Origin of the sequence: Paenibacillus sp. FSL K6-1096, assembly GCF_037977055.1 — a bacterium.
Classification (GTDB): domain Bacteria; phylum Bacillota; class Bacilli; order Paenibacillales; family Paenibacillaceae; genus Paenibacillus_AQ.
In genome coordinates this window covers 5,868,104-5,889,596 of sequence record NZ_CP150274.1, presented here as the reverse complement: position 1 = coordinate 5,889,596, position 21,493 = coordinate 5,868,104, and the positions used below count along the sequence as shown (strand labels likewise).

The window sequence follows — 21,493 nt, the reverse complement described above, 5'->3', positions numbered from 1 at the left end:
CCGTTCCCTGCATTTGCGGAGAACGGCTGATTTTTTCTGCAGAACAGATGTCACGTATATGAAAAACGAATACGATACACTACCATAGAAAGTACACAGGCCAAATGTATGCAGAAAGCCGAGCACTATGGGGGCTGCTGCGATAAAGGATGCTTCCCCTGCTCCGCAGCCAGTAACATTTTTACAGAAATACTGCTCGAAATGCAGCATTACTGCCCAATAAAATCCGCCTATGCTAAAATCCTGCACGAAATGCAACAAAGTCAGCGCTAACTTGCTCTCTTCACCGATAATTGTGCAAATAATGCAACAATGTCCTTCAGCAGGTAACTTTTAATAGAGAAATCCTGCAAAAAGTGCAACTTACGGCTCCATACACACACCTTTCACCTGTTAGGGTGATCCTGTTCTTTTATATGCTTATGTGTGAAGTAAATCCCTATGCCAACATTGTAAATCACATGAGCCAGGATGGCCGGAATCAGGGAACGTATCCCCTCGGCTTTTAAAAAACGCAACGGGAGGTAGGGAAAATTGAAAAAGACACTTTTGCTGCTGCTGATATCGTTGTTATTGGTTCTTGTATTCTGCAGCACTACTAAACGCTATCCAAACACTTATCTTATTCCAAACCATTATGTGGGCTGGGTGCAGATTATTTATAACCAAGAGGGGTTTAAAGCCATTGAAGTGGAACAGGGGAGAAACATTTATAAGATACCTGAATCCGGGGTATTAAAAACGTCCACTCCAGACGTTGAATACGGGGGAATTTTCGAAGAATTCTACTACTATGACGATCAAAATAAGCAGCAAAAATTAGATGTCGATCAAATGATCCACGGTCACTCAATAGGTAAGGGCGAATCCGTTAATAGTTCCGGGAAAATCGAGGGACCTACGGTGCTGAGCTTTTTTGTAGGAACAGAGGCTGAGCTTAAAAATCATCCTGATCCTGGTTATCCTGATGAAGTAATGAAATGAACGTTTGATGCAGCTTTCCAGGGTAGCTGTATTTTATACAATTAAAAACAGTGAAAAGGAAGGTTTTTCTCTTCTAACTGCAGTCTGTACAACTAAATCTGCCCAAATGTGGGAGAACCCAGGTGCAGGTGAAATTTTAATTGCAGAAATACAATTAGACGGATATTAAGCGGTAATTTAGACGATATAATTGTACAGAATGCACTTAGCCTCTTACTAAGAAGTGCACCTTAATCGGAGTTCAGCAAAGAACCGCTCCCCAAGCTACAGAAGGGCGGTTCTTATTAAGCGCGAATATTATAACCCGTCCACGTTTTATGGAGTCAGCTCCAGCTCCTTGCCGCTTGAATCCACAATGGAGATTTTCTCCGGAGGTTGCTCCAGACTTTTGCCGCTAACCAGCAATTTCCGTTCTCCCTCAACCTGGTACTTCCTGATATACACTCCTGAACCGATATCCTCGAATGTATACTTGTCAAAATCGCTCCAATTCAGGGATGCCTCCTTTTCGGATAAGCTCTTTAATTCCGTTAACGTAATCATTTCTCCCCCACCTTGTTCCTTGGTGCCCTGACAAGCTGTGCAGATGATGAAGATGAGTAATAGTGCCATTGTAAGCTTTAAGCCTTTGGATCTTAACATGTCCTCTCTCCTTTTGCCCCACAGACATTCAGACATTACACTGTTGCAAATTGGAATAAAACATTTCGATTGGTGATACGCATCGCTCCCAAATGATCAAGTGTAACTTGTAAACATTCATAAAGTTCACTGAACCTGCTGATTAGGATATCCAACTGGTCTTGAGTAAAGTAGGAGGCCACGTATAAAATGAGCGGTGCAGCGGTTTGTATGACAATATCATTCTGCAGTATATATTGGGCTGTTACATTAAAATGCTTGCTGAGGATATCGCGGCCATTCTCCATGTTGAAGTTCTTAACGGCTTCGTTAAAGAAAGACAATCTGTCGTCAAACTCCAGCATGAACTGCAACAGCTCTCTATAATTGTCCGCGCTTACAGTTGAAGCGTAAACCGTTCCATTCGGAACCAGTACCCGCTTGATCTCAGAGAAAATCTTACTGTGGTCCTGAAAATGATACAGCAAATGATTGGCGATCAACATATCAAATGAGTGATCTGGCCAAGGCATATTCTCTGCATCTACCATTTCATATTGAAAACTGTCTAGCGGATCATGAATGTTCCCTTTTGTCGTTTCTACCATTGCCCCTGAAGCATCAGTCAAGAAAATTTCCGTTCTGGGCGGAACTTCATTTAGCTTTTTTGCCCACAATATACCGGTTCCGCAACCAATCTCTGCGATTTTAAGACCATCGCTAAGCCGTAAATGATCAAATACCCACTCATGCCAATCTACCTTATGTTCACAGTACTGATACAGTTGTATTCTTGCATTCAAGCGATGTTCATTGGAATATTGATCTTCGGAAAATTTCAGGATCTGAGACAATAATTCATCCTTGTTCATTGATCTTCATCCACCACCCATGAGTATTTTGTTCACCGTATTCCATTTCCTACTCCTCCCCCAACCCATACCTCCCCTTCCAATGCTCCAGCCACTCCGAATACTCCATTCCCTTGATCTCCTTCAGCGTCTTCCCTTCAATTGAATACTCGCCGCCTGCCACGACAAGATTCTCAGTGGTGCTCAGAGGAGCCGAGCTGCCGCCGATGACCTTGTGATCAACGATCATCACATTGGCAGATATTTTGTATTCATCTGCGGGATATTGCTGCTCCAGGGGATGGTGGCTCACGATGAATTGATACGTTGTAATCTCCTTTCCAAAGTAAGTGCTGGCTTCCTGCTCCTGTACCGCCCAGAGCTGCATATCCTCCAGACTCTTCAGCCTGTCCGGCTCCAGGGTATATCTGGCCGTCTCGCCTTCAGAGGCAACGATGGTGTAGCCCAGCGTCTCAATATAATCGGCAGCGGTCTGCTCATCACTCTGTTCCCCAGCGACATTCTTATTATTGTTACAGCCTGCCAGTGCCAGCAGCACAACGCTTAGAACGATGGATATAGCTATGTTTGCGCTAAGTTTTCTCATATTGCTAATTCTATCATAAGATACTTTTTATGGAATATGAGAAATAAAGCTCCTGGCCTGAAAATCATAGCTCATTCATTATACACCTTGTATACCGAATTCACTTGATGTATACTCCAGTTAAAAGGAGCGGTGTCATGAGTAAAATGCAGAAAATCCTACTGTACACAGGCGTTGGTATCGTAAGTCTCGTTGGGCTTGCCGTCCTTGCGGTCTATGCCTTCGTAATCCAGAGACCGGCAACCGCTACGTCCGTCATCGCAGAAGTGAAGCCATACCAGTGGAACAAGGTCAAGCTTGGCGGGAACACCCTGTCCAGTGACGGGTCGGAGTATTTCATCTGGACCAAAAACGGTGAGAGCAACAACTGGATCATCTTTTTCTCCGGGGGCGGGGTTAGCTGGGATGCCAAGAGCGCCGCACACCCCATTAAGCTCATGAACCTGCTGAAGGGTACGGACACGGGCAACTATTTTCCCGACATTCCATTCTATATGCTCACGCTGCTGGGTGGGATAACAGATACGGGGAACCCGGACAATCCTTTTCATGGATGGAATGTGGTCTATCTCCCCTATTCGACCGGCGACTTTCATATCGGCAACCGTACGGTGGAGTATGCGCGGGAGGACGGCAGCAGGTTCACGATGCGGTATAACGGACGGAATAATGTGCAGAGCAGCCTCGATTGGATTTACGCCAATGTGGAGAAGCCGGGGAAGCTGCTGATTGCAGGCGAGAGCGCCGGCGGGTTCGGTTCCGCCTTCTGGGCTCCTGTGATTGCTGCACATTATAAGGATTCCGAGATCTACCAATATTCGGACAGCTCTTATCTGAGATCGGACAAATGGCCGGAGGTGGTGGAGCAGGAATGGCATGCAGATTTTGCAAAAAATTTCGGTTACGCTCCCGAAGCAGATCTGATCGGCTCCGCCTTCCGGGAGAATGAACGCCTGATGCCTGCGGGAACGGTGCTGCTGCAATCCTACTCGGTAGATGACGAGATTCTGATTCATTTTCAGAACAATATCAATGATTACACCGGGCCGCGGGATCAGAAGGTCATCCATACATGGTCAGAGGAAATGCGGCAATCGGTCGCTTCGCTGGCAGACACTGTACCTAACTACTACTATTATCTGACGGATTACGGGCTGGATGCTGCAAAAGGAACCACCGGCCACACCTTCGCCACCCGGGGAACCTTCTACCAGGCAGAGCAGGACGGCGTGAAGCTTATCAAGTGGCTGGGGGATGCGGTTAATCAGCACAAGCCGTATTCTGTAGGCAGCAGCTTCCTAAGGGGGGAACAGCCTTGAATCTGCGTGAGAAGCAGAAGCAAATGACGGGGCAGATTATCCGGGAGGCGGCGCTGGAGTTATTTTGCAGCCAGGGGATTGAGCGTACGGAGATGGCGCAGATTGCAGAGAAGGCAGGGGTCTCCCGCCGCACATTGTACCTTCATTATAATGACAAGGAAGAATTAGCCGCCCGCCTCTATGTCGAGAACCTGGAGCGGATGTTCGGACAGCTGCTGTTTGATTTCGACTTCAGTCAGCCTGTACAGTCCCTGGAGAGGATTCTGGAGCAATATCTGGCGCTTCGGGAGCAGGAGGAGGCTTTGATCTATTATGATGCTATTTTTGGAGTCTACTACAGTACACTAGCGAAGAATCCTGCGGAGCTGCCTGATTTCAAGCAAGCCATGGAGGTCTGGTACTCCCGGTTCCTAAGTCTTGAGATGCTATCTGTACCCCTGGACGACCAAAAAAAGTGGCTGGACACCCTGCACAAATCCACCCACCTCTATTTCATGTATCTGCAAAAAGCCGTGATCCTCACGCGCCAGCGGGGCGGTGTAGTTACAGAGGAGGACCGGGCTGCGGACCGGCAGTTCAAGGAGTTCATTCTGGCTGGGGTGCGGGCAACCTGATGTCCATCATTATCCCTTTTCCAGCCGCTCCGTCTTCCCTTCATTCCTTAGATAAAATCATAAACCACATTGCAGCCCACAATATTAACTGAATAACTGAGTAGATAACAGGAAAGAACAGCATCAATTCTAAATACCCCTGCTCAAAATGAAATTCAATAAACACGGGTTCGGCAGGCTCTGCACTGGCAATTTCTTTTATTTTAAAGAGAATGGCAATACTGGGAAGCAAACTGATCAATAGCCAAATCAGATTATACCTGAGCTTCTTCGTTTTCAGTGACCGGATACAGGTTGCATACAACAGAAAAATCGGAGCGCAATATGTCAATATCACTTCTGCTCTCTTTACTTCCTGCCACTCCACCGTTTTGATTTTCAAAAAAACAATAAATCCCAGATGAATAATAATGACGAGTGCAACCTGCGCTATTCCTTTTATTCTATAGTCTGTCTGCTTATTCAATTTAGGAAATCCTTGTTAGCTCAACTGCATCGTCGTAAGACAAGTATCATCATTCTTAAAAGTAGAGATGTCGGCCTGGGCTTCCTTGCCCTCGTGCGTGATCGTCATCCGGTAGTTCTGGTCGCGCGGGAGCCACAGGTCGATGAAGCCGTTAGGCTGGGACTTCACGGTCTGGTTCATAATCTCCTTGCCGTCTGCAGCTTCGACCTTTACTTCGAAGGTCTGGTCCGCCATCTCGCCCTGACAGCCGGTCAGACTGTGAATGGCGCACGGATGCGTCTTGTCCACATACGGGGCCACCGACAGGAAAAATTCATCCTCCGGCAGATCGTAGGTTACCTCGCTTGGACTGCCGCTGTCCACGATGAGCTGCGCCCAGGTAATGGAGGCCGACTCTGAGGTTAAGGTACGCGCGCTGTAATCCGCTACCATCTGCTTCAGATCCTGGCTGGCCATCTGGCTGCTGGCTGGTGTTCCGGCAACCTCTGCCGGTTCCTTTTCCCTGCTGCCCGCATACATATAGATTCCCACTGCGGCAATCACCGCACAGGTACCGGCCACAATTTTGTTATTCATTGACATCTGTCCTCTCCTTCACGGCTTAGCCCATTTCTTCACGCAACTCATGTTCCATAAATAGGATATCACGTTTCATTTCCTTCATACTAGCCCTGGAGAGCCGCCCATTCTCAAACATTAGTTGAATATAGTCGCGCTCCAGCTGAATCCCTGCCCGCGACAGCTCCTGCAGCGCCTCCTCAAACTCACGCTTCGCGGTGGAGATCGACTCCGGACGGGTTAACCGCAATCTCCCCCGCTCATAGCGCAGGATCAGGGAACTGACCACTTCAGGGTCCATCTCGCCGCTGTGCTGGAGCTCCCTAAGCTGATCCAGCACGTAAGCGAAATTGCCGGATTGCAGCTTATTCCATTCCTCCCGCCGCTCCTGCGCGCTTAAGCGCACCTGCTGGAAGGCACCGGTGATCTCTTCCCAGCTTTTAAATGGAATCAGGTCGTTCTTGTACTGCCTATCACGGGTGTAGATGAAGAGCTGCCGGTTCAGCCGGTTCAGATAGCGGTAAGCGGTATACGGGTTCACCTCGCGCTGCTTCAGCGCAAGCAGTGTGTATTCCCGCTGCCATTTCAGCGCAGTCACCCCGAGCAGCCGTTCCAGTTCTTCGGCCTCCTCATTCTTTTTGAGCAAGCGGATTCTTGCATTATAGGTGCCGGTCAGATGGCTGAGGGCCATCCGGGATTGATCTGTAGCCTGCTCATTCAGTCCCGCAACCACCTTGCGCAGAATTTCTATCTTGGCCTCCACCTCTTCCGCCTGCTGTTCAGCTTCATTCTCAGTCCCGAGCAGCAGCGGCAGCAGGAAGTTGGAAGCAAGCAAGGTCCACAGAATCACTCCCGCCGCCAGAAAAATAATCAGGTCCCGCGCCGGAAACAGCGAACCGTCATCCAGAACGAACGGCAGCGACATCGTACTCGCCAGCGTGATCGTTCCCCGGACCCCGGACAGCGTAAGTACCAGCGCCTTCCTGAACTCCAGCTTCCACGGTCCCCGCGGCTTCTCCCCGTCGGGTATATCCATAATCAGCGACCAGATCAGCCGCAGGGTGAGGACCGCAATGGTTAACAGCAGGGTATAGAGAATGACCTGCACATTCCCGATATCCGGGTTGTTCCAGACGGTCTGAATAATCTCCGGCAATTGCGTACCCAGCAGCAGGAAGACCAGACCGTTCAGGACGAAGATGATAACAGACCAGGTGCTTTTGGACACGACATTCAGCTTGGCCACTTCGGGATTCATCTGCTTATAACCGAAGGAATGGGCAAGCCCGGCACTGACTACCGCCAGAATGCCGTTGACACCAAGCTCCTCAGCCGCCATGAAAATAGCAAACGGGGTCAGAATCTCAATCAGCATATGTAGAGTAACGTTCTCCATCCCCAGTTTGCGCAGCCAGCGCACAAGCCCATATTTCAAGAAGGTAAGCACCAGGCCCAGCAGCACGCCGCCAAGGGATATAACAACAAAGCTCAGACTGGCTGTCCGAAAAGAAAATGCCCCAGTGACCATCGCAGCCACTGCAAATTGAAAGGATACCAGTCCGGAAGCATCGTTGATCAGCGATTCCCCTTCGAGAATCTGCATCGTCTGATGCGGGATTTTGACCTTTTGCTCCAGTGCGCCGACCGCAATCGCATCGGTTGGCGCCAGTGCAGCCGCCAGTGCAAACGCAGCCGCCAGGGGCAGCACGGGCAGCAGCCAATGCAGGAAGTATCCGAGCACACCGACGGTTAGAAAGACCAGTCCCAGGGCCAGCAGCAGGATCGGCTTTTTCAGCTTCCATAGGGCCACTTTATCAGCATGTCTGCCGTCATTGAACAACAGCGGGGCGATGAATAACAGCAGGAACAGCTCCGGGTTCAACTCCAGTTCAAAGTGCAACGGCAGTAAGGTCAAAGCCATCCCCAGCACAATCTGAATAATCGGTACGGAGAGCGACGGAATGAACCGGTTCACCAGATTCGACAACGAGACCGCCGCCAGCATCAGCAAAATATACTCAAATATCTCCAAATGTTACAACCTCCATCTCTGCACTCACCAAGGTGCTGCAATTAAATTACAGTATGTATGTAAACTCAGTATAAACGAAATGAACTCAAATATCTCCTTGCATGATCGTATTGCCGATCCTCAGCGCACCGGCGTATAATTAACTCAGACGAAGAACGTCCCACGCCATTGCCGGCAGAGGGACGTTCTTTTTTTGCTTCTATTAAGAAGGAGGAAATAGGATATGGATTTTGAAAAAGAGCATCAGCTGCTGTTGGAGCGGCACTTAACGGCCCGGACAGGGGAGCGCAGAGGACGATTGTCCAGGGGGCATCAGTATGCTGAGAAGCTGCTGCTGCAAAATGTCTGGTGGCCGTTATTCGGCAACTTGGATGACCTGCACCCGGAATATGAGGTCTACGATTGGAACCGTAAATCCCAATTTCTTGATTTTGCTTTTCTCCCGCCATACGGGAAGTTCGGCCTGGAATGCGATGGCTATCAGAGCCATGTGAAGGATATGGACCGGGAGCGGTTCAGCTATTCGCTGAACAGGGATACTTACCTGAGCGGGCTCGGCTGGAGGATTATTCATTTCTCCTTCGATGATGTGAAGCATCGTCCTGACATTTGCCGTATGCTGCTGCAGATGGTCATTGCCCCGGCAATGCTGCGGAGTCCGTCCGGGCCCTCGCTTTCACCGCTGGAGAGAGAGATGGTTAGACTCGCCTTGGCCCAAAAGAAGGGGCTGCGTCCCAAAGATCTGATGCTTCAGTACAACGTTAGCTTCCGGACGGCCCGCAAACAGCTGCAGGCGCTGGTCCGTAAAGGGCTGCTGCGCCCGGTAGTGAATAATGCGTATGTTTGTTACTATGAGCCTGTGCAGGGGTTACCGGATTTGTTACTGTAGCCAAGTTGCTGGAGCCCTTCCAGGCCCGGCAATCTGTAATCAGGCAAGCCCGCAATGTTGCAATTTTTGCAACTCAGGCTGTTGGAAATTTGGCGTTGAGGGAAATTCCTGCATAAATTGCAACAATCATCTCACACAGACGGTTAAAGTGGAAAGAATCCTGCCTTTTGTGCAACATTTCCAGGTTACAGCCCCATATAGCGGGGTGAATGTTGCATTATGTGCAGGATTTCCATGCTACTGTGCAAGATCCATCAGATAGGCACACCAACAACCCGCTTATTTCATAAGCGGGTTAACCTCCAGCTCCATTTGTCCCAGCACCCCGTCCACCGTGGCGCTTTGCGTGTATAGCCCGTCCAGCAGCATCTGGATCTTCGTATCAATCTGCTGCCAGTTCTTATGCCCCGGTGCAATCCGGGCGCTCCCGATCTGGTCGAGCACGGCCAGCTGGATGCTCTCGGGTGAAGGCTCGGAAGCCGCCCGCAGGAAGACATCCGATTCCAGGACCGACTTGCGCGACGGGACAAAATATTGCGCGGTAACACGCATAGCCTCCGCACTGGTAATGAACTTCAGCAGCTCGGCGGCTTCGGCCGGATGCCTGGTCTCGAATACGGACACTCCCGCATAGCCGAGCGAGGTTCCTGTCCCCTTAATGCCTGCCGGCATCGGGGCGATATCCCAGGCGAAATCAGTGACCGCCCGTGCCTTCGAGGTATAACTGTAGCGGTCTGTATACATGCCGATCCGCCCGCTGTCGAAGGTCAGCTCATCCCCGGGAAGCGGGTGCACCTTGTCCTTGAACATCATATCACTGTAGAGCTGGAGCGCCTCCTTCCCTTCGGGCGAATTCAGCGCAAATGACGCGCCGCTGCTGTCGAACAGCTCGGCGCCGTGCGACCAGAACAGCGGCAGCAGAGCGTCCGACCAGTTGTTCCAGTCGCGGACCAGCTTCACACCGTAGATCCCGCGCTGCCGGTCGGTGAGACTCCGCGCAGCCTTGAGAAATTCATCGTAGTTCCATTTTCCTTCCTTATATAGCTCCGTTGGTGTCTTCAGGCCTTTCTCCAGGAACAGGTCCTTATTGTAATAGATCAGCACCGGAGGCGTGGAGAACGGGATGCCGTACAGCCGGTCCTCCCGCTTGAAGATATCGAGCGTGGAAGGATAGATATCCTCGTAATGGTATTCGGGGTCCTCCTTCACCTCAGCGGCAATATCCACCAGCTGTCCCGATTCCAGCAGCTGAGGAATCATCCGTTCCGCCAGCCAGCCGGCATCCGGCGCGGTACGGGAGGCGAGCATAATCGACAGCTTCTGCTGGTAATCGGCGAAAGGAATCGTCATAATCTCCACCTCGATTCCGGGGTGAAGCTGCTCGAATTCATCCACCAGCCCCTCAACCATCGCCTTCTGCGCATCATTGCCCCAGAGGCTGAACTTCAGCTTCACGCGCTCCTGTACAGCACCCGCCTCATGGCCTGCACTTCCTTGGCCGTCTGTCCCGTCAGCCGCTCCGCTTCCTGCACCAGACGTGCAGCCTGAGATCAATAACAGCGCTGCCATAAGGCCTAACAGCCTTGTCCGTATCATTCTTCCTCCTCCTGCCGCACCCCGGCGGGGCCGGCATCGTTCATCGCTTCCCAGTTCATCGGCAGCCGCAGCGAGACCGTTAGCCCGCGCTCTGCCGTATTATCCAATGTCAGGCCGTAAGGCTCCCCATAGAGCAGCCGGAGCCGCTGATGGACGTTACGTAGCGCCAGCCCCTTCTGAATCCGGCCAAAGCCTCCCTGATCAGCATCCGCAGCGGGCCGGGGAGCACTGACATATAGCTGCTGCTCAAGCTCCAGCAGCCGTGCGCTGCTGATGCCAAGACCATCATCCTTGACCGCCAGGATCAGATCCTCCTCGTCCACAGAAGCGGTCAGGACAAGGTGCAGCGTCTCCTGTCCCATAGCATGCTCAATCACATTCTCAATCAGCGGCTGCAGAATTAGCTTCGGAACCACACAGTAATCGAAGGAAGAATCGATATGAATCATGGCCTGCAGCTTGTCGCCCAGGCGCACGCCCTGAATACGCAGGTAAGCCTCCACAAATTTCACCTCATCCAGCACATGCACCATCTGCTCCCGGTGGCCTACCGTATAACGCAGCAGCTTGCCGAGACTGGTCACCACACCGGAGAGCTCCCGGGTATTGCCCTGAAGGGCCAGCATGTTCACCATTTCCAGTGTATTGTACAGAAAATGCGGATGAATCTGGCTCTGCAGCGCCAGCAGCTCAGCCTCCCGCTCCTTCAGCCGGGTCTCATACACCTCTTTGACCAGCCGGTCGATCTCGCCGATCATCGTATTGAACCCTTCGGTCAGCTGCCCGATCTCATCGCTGGTGGTCACCGTCGCCCGTTCGAGGAACAGCCCCCGCTTCACCTGCCTCATCTTCGACTGAAGATGGGCAATGGGCTTAATCAGCCGGTTCGACAGCAGGATCGCCGCCGCATACGCCGCCGCCAGGGCCACAATCGAGACCATCAGCGTAGAGTTGGTTAACTCACGGGCGTCCTCGCGGAGCTGCGTGCGCGGAATCAGTGAGGTCACCTTCAGCCCCGTATACGAAGATTCCGCCGAAGCTGTAATATAGGATTCCTGCGAATCGGGAAGCTTGTCTGCTTCAGAGTACAGGACCGCCTGATCCTTGTCCGTAATCTGCAGCAGGCCGCTTCCGCCGGAACGCAGTGTGGACACAATCGAACCGAAGCCGCGCGGCGTCAGATCCACTTTTACGATCCCCAGCTTAGCATTGGTATACGGCTCACGGATTACCCTGGCTGCGGAGATCATTCCCTGCTTCCCCTCAGTATAATAAGCGGCGGTATGCGGCGGAAGGATGGTCAGGCCTCCGTCCTCCCGTTCTACAGGCTCCATCCAGTCCGCCATGCTGCCGTCCCACCGTTTCCGTACACTCTGGTCCAGATTGCTGAAGATTCCGCCGTCATTCGTGAACACCAGAATGCTCTCAATCTCCCCCCGGTCAAAAGCCAGCGAAGAGATGAACAGGTTCATCTTCAGCGTCTCATCCGTGCTCAGATAGGTGCTGCCCGGGTCTGCGCCCCTGTGCTTGCGGAGAATCTGCATCATATCCTCATCGTACAGCGGCGTAAGGGTAAGGCGGTCCAGCTCCTTAATATAGCGCTCCAGATTAACATTAATCTGGTTCACGACCTGATTGGACAGCTCCACCGTACTGCGTTCGACGCCGGCGGTATATTTGCGGTAGCTGATCGTACCGATAATTAGAAACGGAATCGTGATCAGCAGAAAAAATAAAACAATAAACTTCGTGCGCAGCGGCACATAGAATGATTTTGGATTCGACCCTTTTCTGAACAGCATGCGAAACAGCCTCCCTGACTCTGGTTCCCTACACCAACATAGCATAATTTGCGGATGAAGTCAGAGCCGCTTCGCATGAGTATTCACCAGCGGAAGGGCAGCCGCTCAGCGCCTGCGGTTCAGCTACGCTCCAGCTCTTCCGCCCATATCTCCGTCTGTCTCCAGAAATCAGCAGCGCTCAGCGTACCGCTGTGAATCATATAAGCATAATCCAGCAGATTCGGCAGGCAGGGCAGATCCAGCAGATAGCGGCTGAACGCATGTGCGGCAATCTCCGAGGTTCGGGTCACACTGGCCCGGATGCGCAACGGACCGAGGGAGAGGCTGCTGATATCATCCAGCCGCTTGTTGGTATACCCCAGCTCCGTGAACTCCAGATCGTGGAACAGCTCGTGAGCCAGATGAATGTCTGTGACCTCCTTCAGGCTGAAGGAACGGCCCGGAAGCAATACGCCGGCACATTGCCGCAGCTCCTCCATGGATGACTGATACAGCGTAATGATGCGCTCCTTGGCCGACAGCTCAATCTGGGCGCGGAAGCGGATCTGCCCGATGCTGCCCTTCCGCTCATTGAGCTGGACACGGATGCCGCGGTCCCGGCAGATGGCCCCGACATCGGTGCCATACCGGGCCTTGAACGCCAGTGCCTGCTCCCTGCCGATTGCAAGCGGGCGCTCCACATAATAACGCCGTTTGCTGTGCGGTATCCGGTGAAACAGCAGATCGTTCTTCAATTCGGCATACGCCAGTATATCCTCGCCCGGCAGCGTACATTCAGCTGTCTTCATCATCCTGAGCACCTCCTACTGGTAGACGACAGCGAGCAGCTCGCTGTTGTCCTCGAGCAACTGGGTCTCCACCTCAAGAATGGAGAACAGCTGCTCCTTGGTCTGCATCCCGGTCAGATCCAGCATTTTTTCCTTGTAGAAGACAAACGTCTTCGGGATCGTCGCATTGGCGTCCGAATAGATCGTATTCTCCTCCAGGAACGAGACGAACCGGTCCGTCATATTCTTCTTCTGAAAAGCCAGATGGTACGCATTCGTCTTCTTGAAGCGCACCACCCCCTCGCGGTCCAGCACGCTGACATGGCTCAGCTTCTTCTTCACCAGCCCGAATAGCGACTTCTTGATCTCGCTGGACTCGAACAGATACCATCTGCCGGAGGCTGCCTTCAGCTCCGTCGTGTCCGCCGGCTGCCCAAGCGCATCCGCTGCTGTCAGCTTCAGCTCATTCACCGGCACCTCGCGGCTGGCCAGATCCTTGAAGCGCAGCTCGGTGGAGCCGGTGGCAATCGCGCGCAGAATATTCCGCTGGGAGTCGATCTCGATCGTGACATCGACGGTGGATTCGTTCGCACCGTACTGGACAATTTTCTCCACAATCTCCGCCCGGATCAGCTTGATGTCATGCTCTGTGGCCCCCACTACCGTCTTCTCGATCTGCTCGCGGACCATCGCCATCCCGACACCAATCGTAGAGATATACGGCGCATTGTTCGCAATCTGGTGCTTGAAGCCCTCCTTCGCCGCCATGGCGGGAACCAGAACCGCACCGCTGCCGCCGCCGCCCACCAGTGTAATGAAGCTCGTGTCCAGCTCATAGTCGCCGATCATCTGGTTCACCACGGCCATCACCTTGCGGATGGCAATATCCATGGCGGCCCGGGCCGCCTCCTCCGCAGACATCCCGAGATGGGCACCCAGCGCCTGCCAGGCGATCCGCGTGCTCTCCATATTCCCGCGGGCATAATCCGTCTCCGGCACATGGTTCAGCAGATTCGCCGCTCCCGCCAGGGTCAGCGCATATTCATGCCCTCCGGCACTACGGACCGTAACATAATCCGGATCTCCATCACGCGGACGGACAAGGCCGATAGACGGCTGCTCCAGATTCTCCTTGCCGGTGAAGCATTCGTATTCCAGACCGGCAATATGTGCGCTGCGCGGGCCGACATCCGTAATCTTGCCCCCGCCGATCTGGATCATGCTGCCCCCGGCAACCGCCAGTGTCCGCACATCCAGCGAGCGCAGATAGGTTTTGTGTCCGCCTACCTGGGCGTTCTCAATCATGACTTTACCGTTCTTGATCACGGAAATATCTACACTCGTGCCTCCGACCTCGAAGAAAATACCGTCCGAGATCTTCTCATACATCAGGGCGCCGGCCACTCCGGCCGCCAGCCCTGACAGCATAGTCAGGATCGGACGCTTGCGCACCTCATCGATGCTCATGACCCCGCCGTCGCAGCGCATAATCATCAGCTGAGAGGTAATCCCCGCCTCCTTGACTGCCTGCTCGGTCATGTTGGCGGTCTCCATCATTTTGGGAATCAGACTTGCATTAACTACCGCTGTCCGGGTCCGGGTCTTCAGCCCGTAGAGCTGGGAGATCTCGTGGCCGCCAGTGGCATACACCCCCCGGCTGCGCGCTGCTTCCATCACTCTCAGCTCATTGGCCGGATCATCGACGCTGTAGGCCTCCGAGGCGACAATGACCTCCGCCCCCTGGGCCAGCAGCTGGTCAATTGCATCGTCAATGGCTTCTGCTGTAAGCTCCTTGGAGTCAATGAACTTGTGATACGTGGTCAGGTATTTACCCGCCGCCAGCTCGATATTTGCCACATTGGTCTCCGAGCGGGCACTGCGGGCATCCATCCCCGTCCCCATCCCTACGATGCCGACACGGGCAACATCCCCTTCGAGCAGGGCATTGGTGGCCTGGGTCGTGCCGTGGGCGATGAACTTGATATCGCCGGGAAGAATACCGTTCTCGCTCATGATCCGCTGGATAATCTGGACAATCCCGCTGGCTACTCCGCGTTCATCGTGGTGCGTGGTGGGCATTTTGACTTTGGACAGCACCTCGAAGGTCTCATTATCTATCGCTACGGCATCCGTGAAGGTTCCTCCGACATCGATGCCGATTCTGATTTGTTTATTGCTCATAGCAGGTTCTCCTCTCCGTGAAGCTTATGTCTGCAGGCTCGCTTGCCGCTGCCTAAAAAGCGATCATCCCCGCAATAATCATCGAGATCATTACCGCAACAAACATCCATGGCAGTGTCTTGCGAAGCGTTTCAATAATATCCGTCTTGGTGTAATCGGCGATCCAGACATTGTGCGAGTTGGTCGGATCACTGACCGCCTGCAGATTGCTTACGATACGCAGGGCCAGCATCGCGGCAACAGGCGCCATGCCTCCGGCCACGATCAACGCCGCGATACCGCTGCCGAGTCCCCATACATTAAGCGGTCCACGGTAGATTGCCAGCGGAGACAGCAGGGTGAAGACAAGAATATACATCAGCGGACTGGTTGGAATGATGCCTTCGATCAGCGGCTGGATTAACGCGGCCACCTGTGGCGCGGTAACGGCACTGAGCAGCATCCCGATGCCGATCATCAGGCCGAGCGCACCGGCTACATCCTGAATCCCTTCAACGAGCGCACTCGACAACACATGGAAAGGACGCTTCGGCGTGGCCAGCAGCAGGGTAACCAGCGCCCCCATGAAGACCGCAGACACAATATCCACCTTCAGGAAAAACACCAGCAGCACCGGAACAAGCGGGCTGATCAGCGCAACCGCTCTTACATTCTTGCTGTCCTGAGCCTGGAATTCCGGCTTAATCGGCATCGCCCAGGCACGGCGGACCTTGCCGTCTTTGCGGGTATAGTAGACGATCATAATCAAGGCAATGACAATCAGCGGAACAGCACAGACGAGGGAATAGGAAGCAATGGTGTTCGTCGGCACCTTAAGCACATCCGTGTAAATCGCCCAGGTGGAGACGTTGAACACTACGCCGACCGCGTTGGCCAGCAGTACCACCAGACCGCTTACGAAGGGCTTAAGCCCGGCCGTCAGCATAATAGGAATCGCGATCGTTCCGACCAGAATGACCATGCCCAGACCGTTGGCAGCGGAGAAGATGACAGAGGCAGCGAGGAAAAAGATAATGGCGATTGCCAGCGGCTTATCACCCGCCAGCTCAGCGGCCTTGCGGATAATCGTCTTCGTAATGCCGACCTTGCTGAGAATCTGGCCGAACCAGGCGCCGAAGATCAGTCCGGCAATTGCGGTGGACAGCTTCATAGCCCCGCCGGCAAGCACTCCCTTCGTGATGGTGAAGGTGTCCGGGTTATCAGACAGTAGCGGGATGCCTGCAATCGCTGCCAGCAGAATCGCCATCATCGGCAGCGCGAGCAGCGTGGTCAGCTTGCGGGTCATCATCAGGCCCACAAACACAATGAATACAAGTAAAATCCCGATAATTTGCACGGTTTCCAAACCAATTCCTCCTAATGTTTTGTTGAATATACGTTGTTATAAGAATTATTCTTAAATCTATTAGAACTTTGATGAGGTACAAGCATTTAATTGCAGCCAATGGTAGATGCTAACACCCAACAGCAGATAGATGTATTTCCTACAGTTAAAAGACTTCGAAAACCCGGATTTCTCAGGATAGCTGTACTTTGTACAATTAAAATTAACGATATGTCCGATTTTACGATATATGGGGATTTTTAACTGTATGGAATACAATTAAACTCCACACAACTTAATAACTGGCCGCTTTAGTTGCACATATTACAGTTATGGCGCGCGCGTTACAGTTCCAGATAAGCGCCATGTGCTGTAAGTGTCTCCTGCAGTTTCTTATAGTCCACCTGCTGCACTGGAACTCCTGCTTGCACTGCCAGCGCCGCCGCCGTACCGCCCGCCTGCCCGATTGCGCCTACGGTCGGTGTTGTCCGCACAGCCGCCTGGGCTTCAAACGTGGCTGAGAGGCATCGGCCAACTACAATCAGATTGTCGATCTCACTCGTGATCAGGCAGCGGTAAGGAATACCGTACATCGCCCCCCACTCCAGATGATCCGTTGCCGTGCCCTCGCCGTCCGGGCTGTGGATATCAATCGGGTAGCCGGAATGGGCAATCACATCCTCGAAGGGCTTCACCGACAGAATATCCTGCGCAGTCAGGGTATACACGCCCTTGATCTGGCGGGAACCGCGTACGCCGATGGACGGGCCTGTGGAGACAACCACAGCATCTTCAAATCCGGGAATATATTTTTTCAGAAAAAGCTCCAGCTCCCGGCACTGCTTGCGGCCCTCAATCTCGGCCTCGCTGAGGCTCCACGGGTCTGTGCTGTCCTTGCCGAGAATCCGCGTAGTATTCATAATAATCTCACCGGGATTGCTCGTCTCGAAGAACAGGACATCCTCTCTCGGAATGCTGATCTCGCCGCGCTCCTTCGCTTCGCGGAACTGCTTGTCGAAGCCGACGACCGATAATCTGGCCGCAGAGTCCATAACCGTGATATCCAGATTCATGCGGGGAAAGTCCTCACGGTGCTCACGGATATACGCCTTAATTTTCTCCGTGTCCACTCCTCTCATCTTCATCTTCAGCGTCATCGGCTGCGACTGCTCATCAGACTCGCGCCCTTTGGTGAACGGAACGCCGGACCAGGCTGCCAGATCGCCATCCCCTGTAGCATCGATGAACACATCCGCCGAAATCGTGCTAAGCCCCGCCTTGTTGCACAAGGTAAGCGACTTAATTCGTCTGTCTGATACCTCCGCCCCGGCGAGCATGGTATGGTACAGCACCTCGCCTCCGCTCTCCTGCAGCATCAGATCCAGCTCGTACTTCATGGCTTCGGCATCGAACGGCGTCACCGAATAGGTGTAGTTCGTCGCGTCCGGGATATGCCCGGGAGATTTGCCGAGTGCCCGGAGCCGCTGAATCAGCTCGTCGGTGATTCCCTGAATAGCCTGCTTATCCCCTGCGTGAAAAGTCATCATCGGCCCCACGCCCGCAGCGGTCAGGGTTCCGCCGAGGAAGCCCCCCGCCTCAATGATCAGCGTCCGGGCACCTGCCCGTGCTGCCGCCATGGCCGCAATGGAGCCGGAGACTCCTCCGCCTGCTACAACGACTTCATATTTCCGCATCCTTGCTCCTCCTCTTCCTTTTAAAGTTAACGGTTACATTATTGCTGCTCCCTGTACTGCGTGGGAGTGCTGCCGGTATGGTCCTTGAATACCGCCATGAAATGCTTGGAGCTTAGGTAGCCCGACAATTTGGCAACCTCGTAGATTTTGAGATTCGTCTCCTTCAGCAGCTGCTTGGCCCGCTTCATCCGGCACTGTAAGACGTAATCCGTGAAGTTCTGGCCGGTCTCCGACTTGAACAGCACCGACAGGTACTGGTGATTCAGATGCACCTGCTCGGCCATATACTGAAGCGATATCTCCTGATCCAGCCGCAGTGCGACCAGCTCCTTCACTTTACGGATCAGTTGCCTGCCTTTCTGGTCTGCTTCGCCTTCCTCCGGCTGGCCCGGCTGCCCGCCCCCGGTTCCGTGCTTGCGCTTGAATTCCCCCAGCGCCTGGGCCAGCTCCGTGCGGTCCACCGGCTTCAGCAGATAATCGCTGATCCCGTATTTGATCGCCTGCTTCGCATATTCAAAGTCGGCGAACCCGCTTAAGATCAGGATGTACATGTCGGGGTACTGGTCCCGAATCCGCCGGATCATCTCCAGGCCGTTCATTTCATTCATCCGTATATCGGTAATCAGAACATCGGGCTTCACGCTCTTGAGCGCCTCCAGCGCAAGCCTTCCGTTCTCAGCCTCCCCTATGACCTGATAGCCGCCGATAACCTGCTCAATTAAATGCTTAAGGCCCGAACGGATCAGGGCTTCATCCTCCACCAGAAACAGCTTGTGCAAGCCGATCCCCTCCAAATACAGTATTCCGGCCACCGTACCGCTCCGCAAGCTCCTGAGATCAACCTCTTGTGAAACGCTTACAGTACCAGTATAAAATTGCGGGCACCTGCAAAGAAACGGTACCCATTCGAGAAAAGGTATGAAATTTCGAGAACTATCCGTACCCTCCGCTTAAGACATCAAACCGGATGCCCTTAACGCCTCTAATAAGGCGGAAATGACATCCGGATCTGCTTGCCTGGTATATTTATCCTGCGCTTCAGGCTGCCTGATTACAGCTCAGCTGCAACGCTGTTATCATACAGCGCAATCAATTCATCGAACGATGAGATAATGACATCCGAGCCCTTCAGCTCCTCCTGCCGCCCGAAGCCGGCGTAGCCGCAGCCGATAACGGTCTGCCCGTTGCCTTTGCCTGCCTGCACATCCGAGGAGCGGTCTCCGACCATCCAGGCGCTGCTGATGTTGTGATTGTCCAGCAGAAGGCGGAGTAATTCTGTCTTGGTTGCCGTCCCTTGGCCGCCCGCGCTATACAGGCCCTCGAACAGGTCCTTGAGCTCATGAACGACCACGATGCTGTGGATGTAGTCCTCCAGCCCGTTGCTGGCGACGAACAGCTTCACTCCGCGCTGATGCAGCGCACGCAGCGTCTCTACTACTTTAGGGTACAACAGGGTTCCCCCTGCTTCCAGTCCTTCAATCTCCAGCTGCAGCAGCAGCTCATCCGCCCGGCGGTGCACCGCCTCGTCCGCTTCAGGCATCACATTCTTCCAGATATCAGCCAGCAGCATCCCCAGACTGCCCAGAATGCGCTCCTCCGGCGGCGTAGGACCGGAATGCAGCCCTTCCTCCCGCAGAATATCGAACATTCTATGATAGGCGGGCAGCAGCAGGCTCTCCGTCTGGAACAGCGTACCATCCATATCAAATACAATCGCTTCCGGCCGGTTCAGCCGGGGCAGCGGGCTGTTCTCCGCTTGTGTCTGTGCTTCGTTGCTCATGAGGTGACCATCCCTTCCAGTATTGTTCTGCATACAACGCCCTTAATGATATAGGAAGCCGCTGGGATTGTCTACGAACCGGCCTTCCGGCCGGACAGACAAAAAAGAACCGGAGCACGAACACTGTTGAAGTGTCTGTGACCCGGCCTCCGCCAATCAAAACTTAGATTTTGTCGAAACTTGCGATCAGTTCATCGAGAACATCTTTGCTGACCATTTTGCCTTTGAAGCTGATCAGGTTCTCAGCGCTGCCGGAGAAAATGCAGGTTGGTTCATATTTTCTGAGAATGATCTTTTCGCCGTCCACAAAAATTTCCAGCGGATCTTTTATGTCAATTCCCATTGTTCTGCGCAGTTCAATCGGAATCACAATACGTCCCAGTTCATCGACTTTTCTTACTATTCCTGTTGCCTTCATCATTATGCATCCTCCCTTGAAATCACCCATGAACAGCTCTTGGTGTTAAAAAACTATTAAAGCTTCTAAAAAGTAGAAATGTAATCTCTATAATAGCATTGTAAAGTGCTATTTCTTTCCTGTCAATTTTATTTCTACATCTTTTGATATTAATCGACAAAGAATTCGACAAAGTTTAGAGTTTTTTCGACAAATTAATAAATTCGTGTTTGTTTATAACTATTTTATTCAATTAAGTCCAGAAATTTCACTAAGTCCGAAAATTTTTTTGTAAGTCCATTTCTACGGTCTGGAGCGCACGGTTAACGGCCTTCACTTGACAGTAAAGTTATACTGGCTATATATTTCAATCAGCAAATAAAATTGGAGTGTTTCCATGAGCGAAGAAGCAGACAAAGAGCAGGCCATCTACAAGGTTATGGACTATATGACCAGCGTGCAGCAGAAATCACAGGCATTCATCGACCACATCACGAGGAAAGAAGATACGCTGTCACAGAATCAGATTATGCTGATGTTCCTGCTGCAGCTTACCGGCTCCCTCAACATTACGGATATTTCAGAACGGCTGATGATTACCCCGGGTGCCGCATCCTTCATGTGCGATAAGCTGGAGGCTCTGGAGTATGTAGAGCGAAGCCGAACGAAGGAAGACCGGAGAGTGGTCAATATCGCCCTTACCGCCCAAGGCAGGCAGCGCATCCTCTCCTTATTCGACACCTATGCAGTAGCTGATCTGGACAAAATGTCCTCGACCCTGCAAACGATCGACAACCTGATAAGCGGGATTACCCGTTCGTGACCACAATGTATCATTCAGACTGGACTGCATCTCCTTGAGGGGGTGCAGTTTTTTGTTGTTTGGGAATGATGATTTACGTAAGCCCGTGGATAAGTGCTATTTACGAGTGAGGAGACAAGTACGTACGTGGAAAACCGAATTCAATGGGCGGAGGCGGGGTAAGTGAACCGGATGTATGCGAAAAACCG

20 protein-coding genes are annotated in these 21,493 nt (G+C 52.7%); 5 read left to right on the top strand and 15 right to left on the bottom strand.

Annotated features, from left to right (window positions below; translation table 11 throughout):
• The first annotated feature begins 534 nt into the window (after window positions 1–534).
• Window positions 535–984, top strand: a complete 450-nt coding sequence (locus tag MHI24_RS25920) for a hypothetical protein (protein ID WP_340022436.1) — start codon at window positions 535–537, stop codon at window positions 982–984.
• Between the two features lie 315 nt (window positions 985–1,299).
• Here MHI24_RS25920 and MHI24_RS25915 read toward each other — a convergent pair whose 3' ends face one another.
• The 3 genes from MHI24_RS25915 to MHI24_RS25905 form a co-directional block, all read right to left on the bottom strand.
• Complete coding sequence (locus MHI24_RS25915) at window positions 1,300–1,527, bottom strand: hypothetical protein (RefSeq protein WP_340022435.1); 228 nt, start codon at window positions 1,525–1,527, stop codon at window positions 1,300–1,302.
• A 134-nt stretch (window positions 1,528–1,661) separates the two neighbouring features.
• Window positions 1,662–2,477, bottom strand: coding sequence for a class I SAM-dependent methyltransferase (locus tag MHI24_RS25910; RefSeq protein ID WP_340022434.1), 816 nt, complete (start codon window positions 2,475–2,477; stop codon window positions 1,662–1,664).
• A 49-nt stretch (window positions 2,478–2,526) separates the two neighbouring features.
• Window positions 2,527–3,063 (bottom strand): DUF4830 domain-containing protein, encoded by a 537-nt coding sequence (locus tag MHI24_RS25905; protein ID WP_340022433.1) that lies wholly within the window; start codon window positions 3,061–3,063, stop codon window positions 2,527–2,529.
• A 137-nt stretch (window positions 3,064–3,200) separates the two neighbouring features.
• Here MHI24_RS25905 and MHI24_RS25900 point away from each other — a divergent pair, with 137 nt between their 5' ends.
• On the top strand, window positions 3,201–4,382 hold the full coding sequence (locus MHI24_RS25900; RefSeq protein WP_340022432.1) for a pectin acetylesterase-family hydrolase: 1,182 nt from the start codon (window positions 3,201–3,203) through the stop codon (window positions 4,380–4,382).
• A complete protein-coding gene (locus tag MHI24_RS25895) occupies window positions 4,379–4,996 on the top strand; it encodes a helix-turn-helix domain-containing protein (RefSeq protein ID WP_340022431.1) in 618 nt (205 codons plus the stop codon). The genes MHI24_RS25900 and MHI24_RS25895 overlap by 4 nt, the downstream gene beginning before the upstream one ends.
• Window positions 4,997–5,036: 40 nt before the next feature.
• Here the strand turns inward: MHI24_RS25895 and MHI24_RS25890 are convergent, their stop codons facing one another.
• The 3 genes from MHI24_RS25890 to MHI24_RS25880 are packed head-to-tail and all read right to left on the bottom strand — an operon-like array spanning window position 5,037 to window position 8,052.
• On the bottom strand, window positions 5,037–5,462 hold the full coding sequence (locus MHI24_RS25890) for a hypothetical protein (RefSeq protein WP_340022430.1): 426 nt from the start codon (window positions 5,460–5,462) through the stop codon (window positions 5,037–5,039).
• Between the two features lie 15 nt (window positions 5,463–5,477).
• Complete coding sequence (locus MHI24_RS25885) at window positions 5,478–6,038, bottom strand: CueP family metal-binding protein (protein ID WP_340022429.1); 561 nt, start codon at window positions 6,036–6,038, stop codon at window positions 5,478–5,480.
• A 25-nt stretch (window positions 6,039–6,063) separates the two neighbouring features.
• Window positions 6,064–8,052, bottom strand: a complete 1,989-nt coding sequence (locus MHI24_RS25880) for a Na+/H+ antiporter (RefSeq protein WP_340022428.1) — start codon at window positions 8,050–8,052, stop codon at window positions 6,064–6,066.
• A 223-nt stretch (window positions 8,053–8,275) separates the two neighbouring features.
• Between MHI24_RS25880 and MHI24_RS25875 the strand changes: the two genes are divergently transcribed.
• Window positions 8,276–8,941 (top strand): hypothetical protein, encoded by a 666-nt coding sequence (locus tag MHI24_RS25875; protein ID WP_340022427.1) that lies wholly within the window; start codon window positions 8,276–8,278, stop codon window positions 8,939–8,941.
• Between the two features lie 279 nt (window positions 8,942–9,220).
• Here the strand turns inward: MHI24_RS25875 and MHI24_RS25870 are convergent, their stop codons facing one another.
• The 9 genes from MHI24_RS25870 to MHI24_RS25830 all read right to left on the bottom strand — a co-directional run bounded on the left by MHI24_RS25870 (window position 9,221) and on the right by MHI24_RS25830 (window position 20,506).
• On the bottom strand, window positions 9,221–10,537 hold the full coding sequence (locus MHI24_RS25870; RefSeq protein ID WP_340022426.1) for a sugar ABC transporter substrate-binding protein: 1,317 nt from the start codon (window positions 10,535–10,537) through the stop codon (window positions 9,221–9,223).
• Window positions 10,534–12,339, bottom strand: coding sequence for a histidine kinase (locus MHI24_RS25865; RefSeq protein ID WP_340022425.1), 1,806 nt, complete (start codon window positions 12,337–12,339; stop codon window positions 10,534–10,536). The genes MHI24_RS25870 and MHI24_RS25865 overlap by 4 nt, the downstream gene beginning before the upstream one ends.
• Window positions 12,340–12,458: 119 nt before the next feature.
• A complete protein-coding gene (locus tag MHI24_RS25860) occupies window positions 12,459–13,130 on the bottom strand; it encodes a hypothetical protein (RefSeq protein WP_340022424.1) in 672 nt (223 codons plus the stop codon).
• 12 nt (window positions 13,131–13,142) lie between these two features.
• Complete coding sequence (locus MHI24_RS25855; protein WP_340022423.1) at window positions 13,143–15,287, bottom strand: hydantoinase/oxoprolinase family protein; 2,145 nt, start codon at window positions 15,285–15,287, stop codon at window positions 13,143–13,145.
• A 52-nt stretch (window positions 15,288–15,339) separates the two neighbouring features.
• Window positions 15,340–16,623 carry a citrate transporter gene (locus tag MHI24_RS25850; RefSeq protein WP_340026792.1) on the bottom strand — a complete coding sequence of 428 codons (1,284 nt, stop codon included), beginning with the start codon at window positions 16,621–16,623 and terminating at the stop codon, window positions 15,340–15,342.
• A 332-nt stretch (window positions 16,624–16,955) separates the two neighbouring features.
• A complete protein-coding gene (locus tag MHI24_RS25845; protein ID WP_340022422.1) occupies window positions 16,956–18,305 on the bottom strand; it encodes an FAD-dependent oxidoreductase in 1,350 nt (449 codons plus the stop codon).
• Window positions 18,306–18,343: 38 nt separating this feature from the next.
• Complete coding sequence (locus MHI24_RS25840; RefSeq protein ID WP_340022421.1) at window positions 18,344–19,084, bottom strand: response regulator; 741 nt, start codon at window positions 19,082–19,084, stop codon at window positions 18,344–18,346.
• A 272-nt stretch (window positions 19,085–19,356) separates the two neighbouring features.
• Window positions 19,357–20,085: an HAD family hydrolase gene (locus tag MHI24_RS25835; protein ID WP_340022420.1), complete on the bottom strand. Its 729-nt coding sequence runs from the start codon at window positions 20,083–20,085 to the stop codon at window positions 19,357–19,359.
• Between the two features lie 163 nt (window positions 20,086–20,248).
• The gene (locus tag MHI24_RS25830; protein ID WP_274528657.1) at window positions 20,249–20,506 is read right to left on the bottom strand and encodes an AbrB/MazE/SpoVT family DNA-binding domain-containing protein; all 258 of its coding nucleotides are present in this window, start codon (window positions 20,504–20,506) and stop codon (window positions 20,249–20,251) included.
• A gap of 373 nt (window positions 20,507–20,879) precedes the next feature.
• Here MHI24_RS25830 and MHI24_RS25825 point away from each other — a divergent pair, with 373 nt between their 5' ends.
• Window positions 20,880–21,305 (top strand): MarR family transcriptional regulator, encoded by a 426-nt coding sequence (locus MHI24_RS25825; protein WP_340022419.1) that lies wholly within the window; start codon window positions 20,880–20,882, stop codon window positions 21,303–21,305.
• Window positions 21,306–21,493: the final 188 nt, after the last annotated feature.

Bases quoted from the DNA above. Each gene is read 5' to 3' on its own strand.
- MHI24_RS25905 (WP_340022433.1), bottom strand. From the start codon at position 3,063: ATGAGAAAACTTAGCGCAAACATAGCTATATCCATCGTTCTAAGCGTT.
- MHI24_RS25900 (WP_340022432.1), top strand. From the start codon at position 3,201: ATGAGTAAAATGCAGAAAATCCTACTGTACACAGGCGTTGGTATCGTA.
- MHI24_RS25910 (WP_340022434.1), bottom strand. From the start codon at position 2,477: ATGAACAAGGATGAATTATTGTCTCAGATCCTGAAATTTTCCGAAGAT.
- MHI24_RS25855 (WP_340022423.1), bottom strand. From the start codon at position 15,287: ATGAGCAATAAACAAATCAGAATCGGCATCGATGTCGGAGGAACCTTC.
- MHI24_RS25870 (WP_340022426.1), bottom strand. From the start codon at position 10,537: ATGATACGGACAAGGCTGTTAGGCCTTATGGCAGCGCTGTTATTGATC.
- MHI24_RS25915 (WP_340022435.1), bottom strand. From the start codon at position 1,527: ATGATTACGTTAACGGAATTAAAGAGCTTATCCGAAAAGGAGGCATCC.
- MHI24_RS25860 (WP_340022424.1), bottom strand. From the start codon at position 13,130: ATGATGAAGACAGCTGAATGTACGCTGCCGGGCGAGGATATACTGGCG.
- MHI24_RS25825 (WP_340022419.1), top strand. From the start codon at position 20,880: ATGAGCGAAGAAGCAGACAAAGAGCAGGCCATCTACAAGGTTATGGAC.
- MHI24_RS25885 (WP_340022429.1), bottom strand. From the start codon at position 6,038: ATGAATAACAAAATTGTGGCCGGTACCTGTGCGGTGATTGCCGCAGTG.
- MHI24_RS25835 (WP_340022420.1), bottom strand. From the start codon at position 20,085: ATGAGCAACGAAGCACAGACACAAGCGGAGAACAGCCCGCTGCCCCGG.
- MHI24_RS25875 (WP_340022427.1), top strand. From the start codon at position 8,276: ATGGATTTTGAAAAAGAGCATCAGCTGCTGTTGGAGCGGCACTTAACG.
- MHI24_RS25865 (WP_340022425.1), bottom strand. From the start codon at position 12,339: ATGCTGTTCAGAAAAGGGTCGAATCCAAAATCATTCTATGTGCCGCTG.
- MHI24_RS25845 (WP_340022422.1), bottom strand. From the start codon at position 18,305: ATGCGGAAATATGAAGTCGTTGTAGCAGGCGGAGGAGTCTCCGGCTCC.
- MHI24_RS25830 (WP_274528657.1), bottom strand. From the start codon at position 20,506: ATGATGAAGGCAACAGGAATAGTAAGAAAAGTCGATGAACTGGGACGT.